Here is a 13894-nt window from a genome sequence, read left to right as displayed (position 1 = left end):
CCTAAGCCAATTGGCACTGATTGATAATTATAACAAATTTTTGTCAATTTGTCAGCTTTTTTTATAAAGATACTGCCATGCCAATTGAGATTGACAGTCGGAAGATATTGGGGCATTTGTTAAGATTACGGCAAAAAGCCCATCAGCAAAACGCCCATGGGCTAGATACATCGCTGTTAATTGGCGTGATTAAAAATTATAACGCAAGCCAACTTTTGCACCGTATTGATCTGCTTTAATTTTATCAAATTTACCCAAATAGTTATACTCAACGCCAGCATCTACTGCCAGCTGTGGATTGATGGCATACTGTACACCAGCTACCACGCCTGCACCAACTTTGGTGCTTTTGGCTTTGTTTGCTTTTTGTGTGTTGCTGGAGGCAACGCCATTGATCACCATATCAGTCGTAACAGCCACATCTGCTTTTAACTGATTCACACCCACTCGCAGACCTGCATACGGCGTAAATGCCGAATTATTAGCAAAATCATAAATCGCTGACATACCAAGCGACTGGGCTTTAACCTTAGTGATGACATCGCCTTTGGCTGATGAAATAAAGACAGTCTGCCCTGTAACCTGCTTTGTAATGTCAGCAACTAAATTTCGCATATCGGCGTCAAACACCACCGTTTGTCTTTGCTCAAGCGTACCAAAATTGGTATAATCTACTGCATAACGCACATTGCCAGTGTCTTTACCAAAAGCCACGCCAAAACTTGTGCTGTTATCTTTTAGCTTCTGATTGCCCTCTTTGGTCTGTAATTTGGCATAGCCAACATTACCTTGTACATACAGACCATCGCCTAACACATTTGCAAAAGCTACGCTTGATACACCTGCCAATACGGTAGCTAAAATCATCTTTTTCATCGCAATACTCCAAAATAAAATAAGCCAAAATAAACCAACACTGAAATTCTACCCCCCCCCCTGCTTAAACTGTCAAGGAGTTTTTGGCAGGTTTGGTATAAATGTTACAAAATTTTACAAGAAAATCTGCAATCAAAAAAATCCACCGATAAAACATCGATGGATTTGATAATGCGACTGTAGTAGTCAGGCATTAGAAGTTATAGCGAAGACCTAGCTTAGCACCGTATTGGTCTACTTTTGCATCAAAAGGACCGATTTTGCCAAGGTAATTGTACTCAACACCAGCATCTACAGCCAATTGTGGGTTGATATTGTATTGAACGCCAGCCAATACGCCTGCACCAACACCTGTCTTTTTCTCTTCAGTTGTGCTTGCTGTACGCATAACTGTATTTGGTGCTACTACTTCAGTTCTTGCAGTTGCACCTTCGTATTTTAGCTGGTTAATACCAAGACGACCACCCACATACGGAGTAAAGCCAGACACTGGTTGGAAATCATAGATGGCAGAAATGCCTACAGATTGTGTTTTTAGCTCACGATTGTCAAGTGTTCTGGTTGTGTTAAATGATCTATCACGACGCTCAACTTTACCGTAGCCAGTGTAATCAATTGCCACACGAACATCACCAAGGTCTTTACCAACAGCAACAGAGTAGCTAGTGTTGTTATCGCTGATTTTATCACCTTGTTTAGCTTGTAGTTTAGAATAACCAACATTACCTTGTACATATAGGTTGTCAGTGTTTAGTAGGTTGGCTGAAGCCATGCTTGAAACACCTGCCAATACAGCAGCTAGAGCGATCTTTTTCATAATAAATCCTTAAACCTAGGAGAAAACATTGCCATAATAGGCGAGCTAATTTTATCGCCAGTACCTTGTACTGTCAAGTATATTTATAAAATTTGCTCAATATGTTACAAAATTTTACAAGCATAAAAAGCTATGCCAGCATTTTTTTGGGCTGTAGTCTGCCTGTGATGGCAAGCTCCCCTAGGCCAACAAAAGCACCGTCAGCATACAGTCGCACCATACACGATGGCTCTGCTTGCTCGGTGAACAAGGCAGCGGCACGCTTGGCAACATTGAGCCGCTGTCCAATCTTAAGTCGCTGCGATTCATCAGCATCAACCGTCAATATCGGCAAATGTGCCACAAGCACATCAACAGGCAGCAGCTGAAGCAGTCGCTTGGGCATATCCATCGCCTCCAATGCTGCAAAATCCACCGCCTCTGCCAGCATAAAACCACCCGTCTGCGTCCGCCGCAGACCAATCAGATGCCCAAGCGTCCCCAAACGAACAGCGATATCCTCTGCCAAAACACGCACATAACTGCCTTTTGAGCATAATACAGACAATGCCAGCGTCCGCTCATCAATACGCCGCAATTGCAACTGGTGAATAACGATACGGCGTGGTTCTCGCTGTAGCTGTATGCCCTCGCGTGCATATTCGTAGAGTTTTTTGCCGTCTTTTTTTAGTGCCGAATACATCGGCGGTGTCTGCCACTGCTCGCCTATCATCGCCAAACTAAGCTCATCAAGCATCGCCTGATCTATCGCTGGCACGGCGGCGGTTGCAATCACAACCCCCTGCATATCGCCAGTGTCTGTCTGCTCGCCCAACCGAATCGTGGCTGTATAGCCCTTGTTGGCATCAAGCCCATATTGGGCAAATTTGGTCGCCTCACCGAAGCATAAGGGCAAAAGCCCCGTTGCCATCGGGTCTAGCGTGCCTGTATGCCCTGCTTTTTTTGAATCTTGGCTGTCTGATTTGAACAAATGCTTTGCTCGAAAAAGAGCCGTGTGCGAGCTGATATCGGCAGGTTTGTCTAATAACAAAACACCTGAAATAACCGTTTTTTGCATCAGTTGTCGCCATCGTCTGCCGTTGCTTGGGTTTTTTGCATGGCTTGATTGACCAAGTTCATCATGTGATTGCCCTGTGCGGTTACTTCGTCATAATGAAAACGCAAGCGTGGCGTTGTGCGAGTTTTCATCGTGCGACTAAGCTCGGTACGCAAAAACCCTGCGGCGTTGTTTAGCACTTTTAGGCTCTCACGATGTGCCTCAATGTTCATGCCACCGTCTTGGCTCGGCTCAAGAATGGTTACATAAATATCAGCATAGCCCAAATCTGGGCTGACTTTCACCGCCGAAATGGTAACAAATCCAGTCAATCTGGGGTCATTAATCTCATCACGGATTAAAATTGCCAAACTGCGTTGGATCTGATCGGCCAAGCGTTGTAATCGTTGATTCATAAATATCCTTTCATGCTTTATTAATATTTTAAAAATTGACCACTGTGCCTAATGCCAGCACTACCAAGTGGCGATGACACATGAGCGTTGATGTATCATCGCCACAAAGCAAAACCCCGCCAGCTTGACAGGGTTTTTGTTGGTTATAGCTCTCGCTTGATTTCGTGAATTTCAAACACTTCAATCTTATCACCAACAGCAACTTCATAGCCCTTCACCGCCAAGCCGCACTCGATGCCTGCCTTGACTTCATTGACATCATCTTTATAACGGCGTAACGATTGTAGCTGACCTGTGAAGATAACCTTGTCATCACGCAATACACGGATTGGCTTGTTGCGATGAATGGTACCCTCTTGCACCATACAGCCTGCCGCCGCACCGAATTTGCTTGAGCGGAAGACCTCTCGCACTTCGGCAATGCCCAGAATCTGCTCACGATGCTCAGGTGCCAGCATACCACTCATTGCCGCCTTGACATCATCAATCAGTCCATAAATCACGCTGTAGTAGCGAATATCCAATCCTGCTGCGTCAGCTTTTTTCTTGCCTGCATTGTCGGCACGCACATTAAAACCAAGCAATACCGCCTCGCTTGATTCTGCCAAGATAACATCAGACTCAGTGATGGCACCAACGCCAGAGCTGATGACACGCACTTTCACCTCATCGGTAGACAGCTCATCAAGTGCCCCCAACAATGCCTCCAGCGAACCACGCACATCGGTTTTTAGGATAATGTTTAAGGTGGCAACTTCGGTACTGTTCATGCTGTCAAACAAGGTATCCAGTCGCATTTTATTTTGGCGTTCCAAGATGCGATCACGCTCACGAGCAGCACGGAAATCCGCCACTTCTCGTGCTTTTTTCTCATCTGATACCACCAAAAATTCGCTGCCTGCCGCTGGTGCTTCTGGCAAGCCCAAAATCTCTACAGGAATCGAAGGGCCTGCGGTTTTGATACGCTGACCATTCTCATCGGTCATGGCACGCACCTTGCCATAATATTCGCCCGCCAAGACCAAATCGCCTTGGTTTAGTGTGCCTTTTTTGACAAGCAGGCTGGCAACCGCTCCACGACCTTTGTCCAAGCGAGACTCGATCACCACGCCCTGTGCTGCACCATCAACAGGTGCTTCTAGCTCCATCAGCTCCGCCTGAATGCTAATCACCTCAAGCAATTCATCAATGCCCATGCCTGATTTGGCAGAAACCTTGACCATCGGCGTATCGCCACCCCATTCTTCTGGAATCACTTCTTTGACCGACAATTCATTAATCACACGATCAGGATCGGCGGTGTCTTTATCCATCTTATTGATGGCAACAATCAGCGGTGTGCCAGCTGCACGAGCGTGGTCAATCGCCTCTTCGGTCTGTGGCATCATGCCATCGTCCGCAGCGACAACCAGTACAACAATATCGGTCGCCTGTGCACCACGAGAACGCATTGCTGTAAATGCAGCATGCCCCGGTGTGTCAAGGAAAGTAATCACGCCGCGATCTGTGGTTACATGATAAGCACCGATATGCTGGGTAATGCCGCCTGCCTCACCTGAGGCGACTTTGGTGGCACGAATCTTGTCAAGCAGAGAAGTCTTGCCATGATCAACATGACCCATGATGGTAACAACTGGCGGACGGGTCTGGATATTGCCTGATTTTTCGTCTACTGCCACTTGCAGATCATCTTCTAGCTGCGTATCACTAACAGCGATGAAATTATGACCAAATTCCTCAATCACCAAAGCAGCAGTCATCTGATCAATGGTGTCAGACTCTCGCACCAGCTCGCCCATTTTCATCAAGGCTTTAATCACTTCACGAACCTTGACCGCCATTTTTTGTGCCAAGTCAGACAGTACGATACTCTCACCAACTTCGACATTATGCACGATTTTTTCAACAGGCATTTCAAACTTATGCTTATTTGCCTGTGATGATTTTAGTCCTTTTGAGCGGGTTTTGATTTCTCGCTCTTCTTGCTGACCTTTGCGGCCTTTTTTGCCGCCTTTGCCTGTTGTGCCAGCACTGCCTCGTTTAATCTCACGGCGTTCTTTTTCGAACGACTCCTCCAAAGCCGCTCCCACCAAGCCATCAGCCAGCGGTGCGTCATCTTTGGTGCGTACGATGGTTGCCTGTGTACTATCATCGCTATCGCTGTAGCGTGATGCCATCTCTTTCATTTGTTCAAGCGTGCGGTTTTGGGCATCGATGGCAGCTTTGCGGCGTGTTTCAGCCTCCATCTGACGCAGGCGTTCTTCTTCAGCCTCACGAGCTTCACGGGCTTTTTTGTCTTCGGCAGATTCTTGTTTGGCTGGCTTTGCTGCTTTTTTCTTATCGGCTTTTGGTGCAGCTTTTTGCTCATCGTCTTTTTTGGCTTTTTTGACGACAACAGCACTGCTGGTATCGCTAGCTTTGCTTGGTTCGGCACTGGCACGCATTGCTGCCAAAGTTGCCGCTTGTCGCTCGGCGGCTTCTTTTTTGCTGCGTTCAGCAGCTTGTTTTTCTGCCGCTGCTTTTAGGCGTGCTTCTTCAGCTGCTTTGGCTTGAGCAGCAATCTCTGCCTCAATCTTGGCAGGGTCTGGCTTTTCATAAACGACTTTTTTGGTGCGTACCACATTGATGGTTTTTGCCTTGCCAGAAGCACCTGTTACCTGTGCTGTTGAAGTGGTTTTTGACTTCAAGCTAATGCGAGATTTTGGCTTTTCGCCATGACTTTGTTTTAAAAATGCCACCAGTTTTTGTTGCTCGGCATCACTAACATGGTCATTTTCGCTGCGTGCTGGCAACCCAGCATCGGCAAGCTGCTTTAAGATGGTTTCGGTTGTTGTGTTTGAAATTTGAGCAAGCTCTTTAACTGTTTTTGCCATTCATATCACCTAGTTTTTGCTTAGTGATGGGCATTGGCATCATCTTCATTTGCCTTTTGACAACGCCCATCGTATCTTGTCTGCCAAACACTAGGTCTGGCAGGTTATGCTCTTGACTGCACGCTCATTGCTGTGCGTCCATTATTACCGCCATCATGATTAATCAAACCACGATTGGCGTGCTGCCATGATCAGCTTACCAGCCAATTCGCTGTCCAAGCCTTCGATATCATCAATATCAAATACCGCCTGCTCTGCCAAATCATCAAGGCTAATGATGTCTCGCTCTGCCAATTTATAGGCGATCGCTGGGGTCATTTCATCGAGTGCCAAAAGCTCAGCACTTGGCTCTTTGATGTTTTGTTGCTTGGCAATCTCATCGCTGATAATTACCTCTTTAGCACGCTCTTGGATAGCGGTGATGGTCTCATCATCAAGACCTTCGATTTCATAAAACTCTTCAATAGGTGCATAGGCAACGGTTTCAATATCGCTAAAGCCAACCTCTGCCAATACTTCTGCCAAATCACGATCAACCTCTAGACGCTCATAGAACATCTCAATCACTGCTTGATTTTCAGAAGCCTGACGCTCATTGTATTCCGATTCCAAAATCATGTTGAGCTTGTAGCCTGTCAGCTCTGATGCCAAGCGAACATTTTGACCTTGCGAGCCAATCGCTCGTGCCAGCTGCTCGTTGGTTACAAAAATCACCTCAGCAGTTTTGGTGTCTTCGTCAAGCACCAAACCACTGACATCAGCAGGCTCCAAGGCACTGATGATATACTGGGCTGGGTCTTCATTCCAGACGATTACATCGATACGCTCACCGTCAAGCTCTTGCTGCACCGCTTGGATACGCGTACCACGCATACCGATACACGCCCCCACAGGGTCAATGCGGTGGTCGTTGGTTTTGACCGAAATTTTGGCACGAAGCCCCGGCAGGCGAGCCACATCACGAATCTCGATAATCTGTTCGCTAATCTCTGGCACTTCTTTGTTCATCAAAGCAACAAGCATTTCGTTGCTGGTGCGAGACAATACCAATTGTGGGCTTCTGCCATCACGATTGACTTGTTGCAAAATCGCCGAAACGCGGCTTTTTGGACGCAAAGTCTCTCTTGGCAAAGTATTGTCTTTTGCCAAATACCCTTCGCCACCTTCGCCCAAGTCAATGATATAAGCATCACGGCTTTGTTTTTTGACCTCGCCAGTAACAAGCTCGCCCAAGCGAGACTCAAAAGCATCGGCAATTAACGCTCGTTCCGCCTCACGGATTTTTTGGATAATTACTTGCTTGGCTTGGGTTGCTGCAATTCGCCCAAACTCAATTGACTCAATTTGTTCTTCTTTAATGTCGCCGATTTTCCACTCGTTTTCGTCCAAGTCGCTGATGGCAAGCTGGCAAGCTGGCATTTCATGGTCTTCATCAGCCACCACCGTCCAGTAGCGGAAAGTGTCATAGTCGCCAGTTTTGCGGTCAATATGCACACGAATGGCAACCTCTGGCTGCTCGGTGTAGACTTTTTTCTTGGTAGATACAACCAACGCCTGTTCGATTGCTTGAAAAATATCTTCAGGGTTTAGCCCTTTTTCATTACTGACGGTCTCAACCACGGTCAAAATTTCACGACTCATCTGTGGATTCCTTGGGTTGGGTTAATGGTTAATATAATGATAAAATAGTTAATTTAATCAAATAGTTAATAAAAATCCCAGCTTGGGAAGATTACTAATTTTGAAAATCTGCTTAAAATAAATAAAAGTTAGTCTTGATAAACCAAATGTGCCTTATCCACACTGTCAAAGGCAATATCAAATTCCAACTTATCCTCGGTGAGGATTTGCATACCGCTATCAGTAACCGACATCAGTCGCCCAACAACCTTGCGACGTTTGTTCTCTGCTGTGCCAATCGCATGAATCAAGCGTAAATTCACCACCTCGCCGACATATTCTGCCACCTGCTCACGCGTGAACAACGGTCTATCAAAACCAGGGCTTGACACCTCCAGCACATATTCGCCTGCGATGGGGTCGTGTACATCAAGCACGCCTGACACCTGATGATTCACCGCCGAGCAATCCTCGATGGTAACATGCTCACCAGCCGCTCGCTGCTCTGGCAGGGTCTCAATATAGATACGCAACAACGATTTGCGTCCTTGTGGCATAAACTCAATGCCCCACAAGTCCACACCACACGCAGCCACAGCAGGTGCTATCAATTCGGTCAATTCAGCAATTTTGCTTGATGGTTTCATGGTTGAATGATATTTCCTAAAATTTAGCCGAACACGGATAATAAATACAAAAAAACCCACAAAACAATCGTTGGTGGGCAATAATAATACCAGCCGACAGCTTGGCTAAGCAAGCTACCCAAATCCAATGATAACAATCTGAACTTAGGATTTTAAAAAGTGGTAGCGGGGGCTGGATTTGAACCAACGACCTTCGGGTTATGAGCCCGACGAGCTACCAGACTGCTCCACCCCGCATCAATTTAGAATGCCTATTATACAGCAAAATCACCCCATGTCAAGCAAAAATTTTATTTTAATTATTTTTATTGCAAAATATAATTTAAAACGAAACTTTATTTATCAAAATCTAAAAATAACACTACTTATCACAGCCTTGGTTGGCTTTTTTGATAATCCATAATCCATCAGCCATCAACACATGGATAATGATACTGCTGGCTTAGATTATTCACAATGCCAATCATATCCAAATCTCTTTGCTCGCTGCTTGGAGATTTTAGCACAACTGCAATGCCTGTATAGCCAAACTTTAGGCGGACATGGCACAGCAAATGATAGCCCCAGTGTGAAAAACTGCCCGATTTGCCACCCAAGCACCACGGCATATCTTTGATTGCTGCAAAAGAGGACGCCACACGAATGCTGCGTGCATTTGCACCTGTAATCGTCAGCGTTGCAACCGACAAACCCCAAAGCCGTGCCAAATCCCGATGCTTTACGGCAGCGACACCCAAACGCATCAAATCCACCACCGTGGATAGCTGCTGCCTATCCGACAGCCCTGTGGGGTTTTTAAAGACGGTTGCCGTCATGCCAAGCTGCCTCGCCTTATCATTCATCAGCGAAACAAAACCCAAACCCGACACTTCAGTAACTGCCCGAGCAACTGCCTTGGCAGCGATATTGCTTGAGGGCAACATCATGTTAATGATTAGATTTTCTACACTGATAATATCGCCTGTTTTTAAATTATAGCCAGAACCAATCACCAAATCATCATCAATAATCATCACCTGATGATCCAACTTAAGATATTCCAATGCAACCAATGCCGTCATGATTTTGGCAAGAGATGCAGGAAATATTTGCTCGGTTATCTGACGGCAATGCAGCAGATTGTCAAAATCAGCCACACCTGCAGGGCTGATGGGCAATACCCCAAAATAATCAGCCGCCAAGCCAGACAACAACCCATCAGACCCATCAGCTCGCCTAACCGCCCTTAAAAAACTATCAATATTGTCCATATGCCCACTCATGCTATCGTTTTTGTCGTAAAACCATCAAACTTGGCGACTATTATAACCAAATGCCATAAAAATGTATGCAAACGGATTGGTTTTTGGCAAGATGTGTCAGTGGCAATTCCCAGATTTGCCGTGTCATCTTGGCAGGATTTGAATCATTTAAAATGGCAATCTGTTTGGATGCTTGATGTAAAAAGCAGTTAAAGACAGATGATTGATTGGGCAAATTTGACAAATGCAAACCATCAAACAAAAAACCTTGATGATAATCAAGGTTTGGTAAGTATAAATAAAGATAAAATTTGGTGCGATCGGAGGGACTTGAACCCTCACGCCGTGAAGCACCACCCCCTCAAGATGGCGTGTCTACCAATTCCACCACGATCGCAAACTTGCTGTATTTTACCCAAAAAATCCAGCAAACGCAAGTTTTTTCGGTTAGTTATCGGCAGGAGCAGGTGTGCTGGTCGCTGCTGGCACATCTAGACGCAACTGATCTTCTGCCTGTTTTTGGGCAAAATGTGCCAATGCCAAACTGGTGATAAAAAATATCGCCGCAAGTACTGCCGTGGTGCGTGTCAGAAAATTCGCCGATCCTGCTGCACCAAATACCGTACCTGCTGCACCAGAACCAAAAGACGCACCAGCGTCCGCCCCTTTGCCATGCTGAATCAAAATAAACCCAATCATGACAACGGCAACAATAATATGAATGGCTAAAAGTACTGTAAGCATAAATTTCTCAATCACAGTGGCACAACTGTGCCAAATTAATTAATCTTAATTGTCGGCAAATGCCGCAACAATCTGGGAAAAAGCCTCAATTTTTAGGGAAGCACCGCCCACCAACGCCCCATCAACACCAAAAGCTGTGGCAAATTCGGCAGCATTTTTCTCATTGACACTGCCGCCATACAGCACGCTTACGGTCGGCATGGCATAACCAGCCAGCACCTGCTTGATATGTCGATGCACGCCGATGACCTCGTCAATGCTCGGTGTGAGTCCCGTGCCAATCGCCCATACAGGCTCATAGGCAACGATAAGCCTGTCAGCTGGTACGGATTTTAGCACTGACAATTGCTCATCAAGCACTGCCAGCGTCTGCTGTGCTTGATACTGCGACTTAGTTTCGCCAACACAAAACACCACAGTCAGACCAGCGTCCACCGCTTGTTGTATCTTTGCCTCCAGAAGGGCATTGTCCTCACCATAATACGCTCGACGCTCCGAGTGGCCTATGATGACAAACTTCACCCCAATATCAGCCAACTGCCCTGCCGATACATCACCAGTAAAGGCTCCCGTTGTTGCTGTCTTGGCACAGACATCTTGGGCTCCGAGCAGTATCGATGATTCTGCCAACAATTCGCCAACCGCTGACAGATGCACAAAACTTGGCACACAACCAACCTGCACTGATTTATCCATCTGCACCAAAGATGATGCCAGCTGGCACGCTTGGCTAAGCGTGCCAGGGTTTAGTTTCCAGTTGCCGATGACATATTTTTGTGCATTCATGTATTTTTCCAATGATAAATAATTGTCAGTTTGTGCCAATCCATACTGGCATATCAACCCTTAATTTACCTTAATTTGTCAAACTTGCCCAAACTGCAAAATTTGACCAAAAGGCGAGGCAAATGCTCATTATACCGCAAAATCGCCTTTATCGTCAGATTTTTTGCAAACGGTCTTTAAAATCAAAGCCGCCGCCATTAGCGTAGCTTTAAAGTCATCAATCCCAAAATCACCAAAATAATGCACACGATATAAAAGCGGGCAACAACTTTGGTTTCTTTCAATCCCATTTCCTCAAAATGATGGTGCAGTGGTGCCATCAAAAAAATGCGTTTTTTGCGTAAACGATACGAGCCAACCTGCAAGATAACCGATACCGCCTCTGCCACAAAAATACCGCCCATAATCGCAAAAGCAAGCTCCTGCCTTGTCATCACAGCAATCGTGCCAAGCATACCTCCCAGCGATAACGCACCAACATCACCCATAAAAACATCAGCAGGGGCGGCGTTATACCACAAAAACCCCAAGCCAGCACCGATGATTGAGGCACAGACAATGACAACTTCGGTATTGTAGATAATATGCGGCACATGCATATATGCAGCATAATTTGCCGAGCCCGAAATATAAGCAAACACGCCCAAACCTGCCGCGACCAGCACCACAGGCAAAATCACCAAACCGTCCAGACCGTCAGTTAAATTCACCGCATTTGACGATCCTGCCAATACAAAATAAGTAGCAATAATAAAACCCAGCCCAAGCGGTATCGCCGAGAACGGAATTACCACGCCCTTAAACAACGGAATCAGCATATCTTGCATGGCGGCAAGCGTCGTGGCATCTTGTTGGGTTGCGATATAATACATCGACACCCCTGCAAATAATGAACCAAGCGACAGCCAGAAATACTTTTTGCGAGCAATCAACCCTTGGGGGTTTTTGTGCTTGATTTTTAGCCAGTCGTCTGCCCAGCCGACCGCTCCAAATACCACCATCACCACCATCAAAATCCACACATAAGGATTGGATAAATCCGCCCATGCCAAAGTCGCGATGCCTATCGCCACCAAAATCAGCACGCCGCCCATCGTTGGTGTGCCTTGCTTGGCAAGGTGCGTTTTTGGCCCATCATCACGCACAGCCTGACCGTATTTGAGCGTGCGTAAATAATTGATGACAGGCTTACCTGCGATGATAACAATGCACAATGCCGTCATCACTGCCAATAACGCCCTTAGCGTAACCGAAGCGATGGCAATATCCGTTTGTTGTAACAACCAATAAAGCATGAGTTTTCCTTATTTTTAATAATTAGTACAATCAGCAAGCGGTCAAATCTGCAATCAAACTTTCCATTGCCATACCACGAGAACCCTTAAATAGCACGGTTGCCTGCCCTGTCTTGAGTAGGTTTTGTAAATCAATCAGCAGGCTTGGCTTATCGGCATAGTGCTTGGCAATCATCTTGTGGCGGTTGATTGCTTGGGCGGTATGTGCCATGTGCGTACCGACTGTCAGCACATGGTCAATGGCAAGCGTGGCTATTTTTTCGCCAAGTTTTGTATGCTCATCAACACTGGCATCACCCAATTCAAAAATATCGCCCATTACCAAGATTTTTATGCCCTGTTCAGCCTCCAGCACCGAAGCTGCGGTCAGCATCGAGGTTGGATTGGCATTATAGGTATCATCAAGTAAGCTATGATTACCAAACGCCACTCGTGTCAAGCGACCCTTTGGCGGTGTGGCATTCGTCAATCCTTGTACAATCGTTGGCAAATCAATCCCCAGTGCCACCGCTGCTGCCGCTGCTGCCTGTGCATTGGCAACATTATGCTCGCCAATAAATGGCAGCTGTACAGGCAAGCTCTGCAATGTATCAATGTCAGGATTTAGCACCAAATCAAAACAGCTGTGCGTTGTCAATGCCTCCACTTCATCAGCAAAAACATCGCCCATCATTTGCACCGTCTCTACGCCTTGCAAGCTGAGCATTTCATAGTCTGCTTTGGCAAGATTGGCTGTCTTTAGTGGTACCGACCGCTCGCCAAAGCTGATGGTGCGTTGGGTGAATTGCTTAGCGGCAGCTGACAGCTCTTCATAAAACTCATCAGCAAATGGCAACACCGCCACGCCCTGCTCGGTCAATGCCGAATAAATTTCAGCTTTGGCTTTGGCGATATTTTCACGACCACCAAACTCACCCAAATGTGCCGTGCCAATATTTAGTACCATCGCCACATCAGGACGCACCAGTCCTGCGGTATAGGCAATCTCGCCCACATGATTCGCCCCCAGTTCAACGACCAAAAAGCGATGCTCATCTGTCAGCTCCAAAAGCATCATTGGCACGCCCAAATCGTTATTTAGGTTGCCTCTGGTGATGAGCGTTGGAGCAATTTGACCCAAGATTGAGCCAAGCATTTCTTTGGTGGTGGTTTTGCCGCTTGAGCCTGTCAATGCCACCACTGTCAAATCGGTGTGCTGATCGCGGCGAAATTTACCCAAATGACCCAATGCAAGCCTGCTGTCAGCAACAACAAGCTGTGGTATATCGCACTCAACTTCTCGCTCAACAATGGCTGCCACTGCTCCGTTTTGCTTAGCAGTTGCAACAAAATCATGAGCATCAAATCGCTCACCACGAATCGCCAAAAACACATCGCCTACAACAATCTGGCGTGTATCGGTGATGATACGCGTGGCACGGATATCAACAGGCGGTTGATGCCAACGACCAGCTGTCGCTTGCTGTAGATTATCCTTATGCCACACATAGGCGGTTTGTTTGCTCATTGATATACCTTAACTTTTATATTACAACAAATCTGG

General features: G+C 46.4%; 12 protein-coding genes and 2 tRNA genes. All 14 read right to left on the bottom strand.

Annotated elements, in window-relative coordinates; all coding sequences use genetic code 11:
- Positions 1-189 precede the first annotated feature (189 nt).
- The 14 genes from EL162_RS03210 to EL162_RS03145 all read right to left on the bottom strand — a co-directional run bounded on the left by EL162_RS03210 (position 190) and on the right by EL162_RS03145 (position 13858).
- The gene (locus EL162_RS03210; protein ID WP_126330067.1) at positions 190-876 is read right to left on the bottom strand and encodes an opacity family porin; all 687 of its coding nucleotides are present in this window, start codon (positions 874-876) and stop codon (positions 190-192) included.
- Positions 877-1069: 193 nt separating this feature from the next.
- Complete coding sequence (locus tag EL162_RS03205; RefSeq protein WP_126330065.1) at positions 1070-1693, bottom strand: opacity family porin; 624 nt, start codon at positions 1691-1693, stop codon at positions 1070-1072.
- 130 nt (positions 1694-1823) lie between these two features.
- Positions 1824-2750 (bottom strand): tRNA pseudouridine(55) synthase TruB, encoded by a 927-nt coding sequence (gene truB, locus EL162_RS03200; RefSeq protein WP_126330063.1) that lies wholly within the window; start codon positions 2748-2750, stop codon positions 1824-1826.
- Entirely contained in the window at positions 2750-3145 is a 396-nt protein-coding gene (locus EL162_RS03195; RefSeq protein ID WP_076555839.1) for a ribosome-binding factor A, read from the bottom strand. The genes truB and EL162_RS03195 overlap by 1 nt, the downstream gene beginning before the upstream one ends.
- Positions 3146-3288: 143 nt before the next feature.
- Positions 3289-6018 (bottom strand): translation initiation factor IF-2, encoded by a 2730-nt coding sequence (gene infB / locus EL162_RS03190; protein WP_126330061.1) that lies wholly within the window; start codon positions 6016-6018, stop codon positions 3289-3291.
- Positions 6019-6177: 159 nt separating this feature from the next.
- Positions 6178-7659 carry a transcription termination factor NusA gene (gene nusA / locus EL162_RS03185; protein ID WP_126330059.1) on the bottom strand — a complete coding sequence of 494 codons (1482 nt, stop codon included), beginning with the start codon at positions 7657-7659 and terminating at the stop codon, positions 6178-6180.
- A 128-nt stretch (positions 7660-7787) separates the two neighbouring features.
- Positions 7788-8285 carry a ribosome maturation factor RimP gene (gene rimP / locus EL162_RS03180; protein ID WP_126330057.1) on the bottom strand — a complete coding sequence of 166 codons (498 nt, stop codon included), beginning with the start codon at positions 8283-8285 and terminating at the stop codon, positions 7788-7790.
- 160 nt (positions 8286-8445) lie between these two features.
- Positions 8446-8522: transfer RNA gene (locus tag EL162_RS03175), tRNA-Met, on the bottom strand.
- Positions 8523-8692: 170 nt separating this feature from the next.
- Positions 8693-9535 (bottom strand): D-alanyl-D-alanine carboxypeptidase family protein, encoded by an 843-nt coding sequence (locus EL162_RS03170; protein ID WP_170161404.1) that lies wholly within the window; start codon positions 9533-9535, stop codon positions 8693-8695.
- A gap of 303 nt (positions 9536-9838) precedes the next feature.
- Positions 9839-9923, bottom strand: a tRNA-Leu gene (locus EL162_RS03165).
- 50 nt (positions 9924-9973) lie between these two features.
- Positions 9974-10270: a preprotein translocase subunit SecG gene (gene secG / locus EL162_RS03160; protein WP_076554522.1), complete on the bottom strand. Its 297-nt coding sequence runs from the start codon at positions 10268-10270 to the stop codon at positions 9974-9976.
- A 45-nt stretch (positions 10271-10315) separates the two neighbouring features.
- Positions 10316-11056 (bottom strand): triose-phosphate isomerase, encoded by a 741-nt coding sequence (gene tpiA, locus EL162_RS03155; protein WP_126330054.1) that lies wholly within the window; start codon positions 11054-11056, stop codon positions 10316-10318.
- A gap of 197 nt (positions 11057-11253) precedes the next feature.
- Complete coding sequence (gene mraY, locus EL162_RS03150; RefSeq protein WP_076554524.1) at positions 11254-12351, bottom strand: phospho-N-acetylmuramoyl-pentapeptide-transferase; 1098 nt, start codon at positions 12349-12351, stop codon at positions 11254-11256.
- A gap of 31 nt (positions 12352-12382) precedes the next feature.
- The gene (locus EL162_RS03145) at positions 12383-13858 is read right to left on the bottom strand and encodes a UDP-N-acetylmuramoyl-tripeptide--D-alanyl-D-alanine ligase (RefSeq protein ID WP_126330052.1); all 1476 of its coding nucleotides are present in this window, start codon (positions 13856-13858) and stop codon (positions 12383-12385) included.
- Between the last annotated feature and the right edge of the window lie 36 nt (positions 13859-13894).

Source organism: Moraxella cuniculi, assembly GCF_900637105.1.
GTDB lineage: Bacteria > Pseudomonadota > Gammaproteobacteria > Pseudomonadales > Moraxellaceae > Moraxella > Moraxella cuniculi.
The sequence above is the reverse complement of the archived record's forward strand: the minus strand, read 5'-3'. Positions and strand labels throughout refer to the sequence as shown.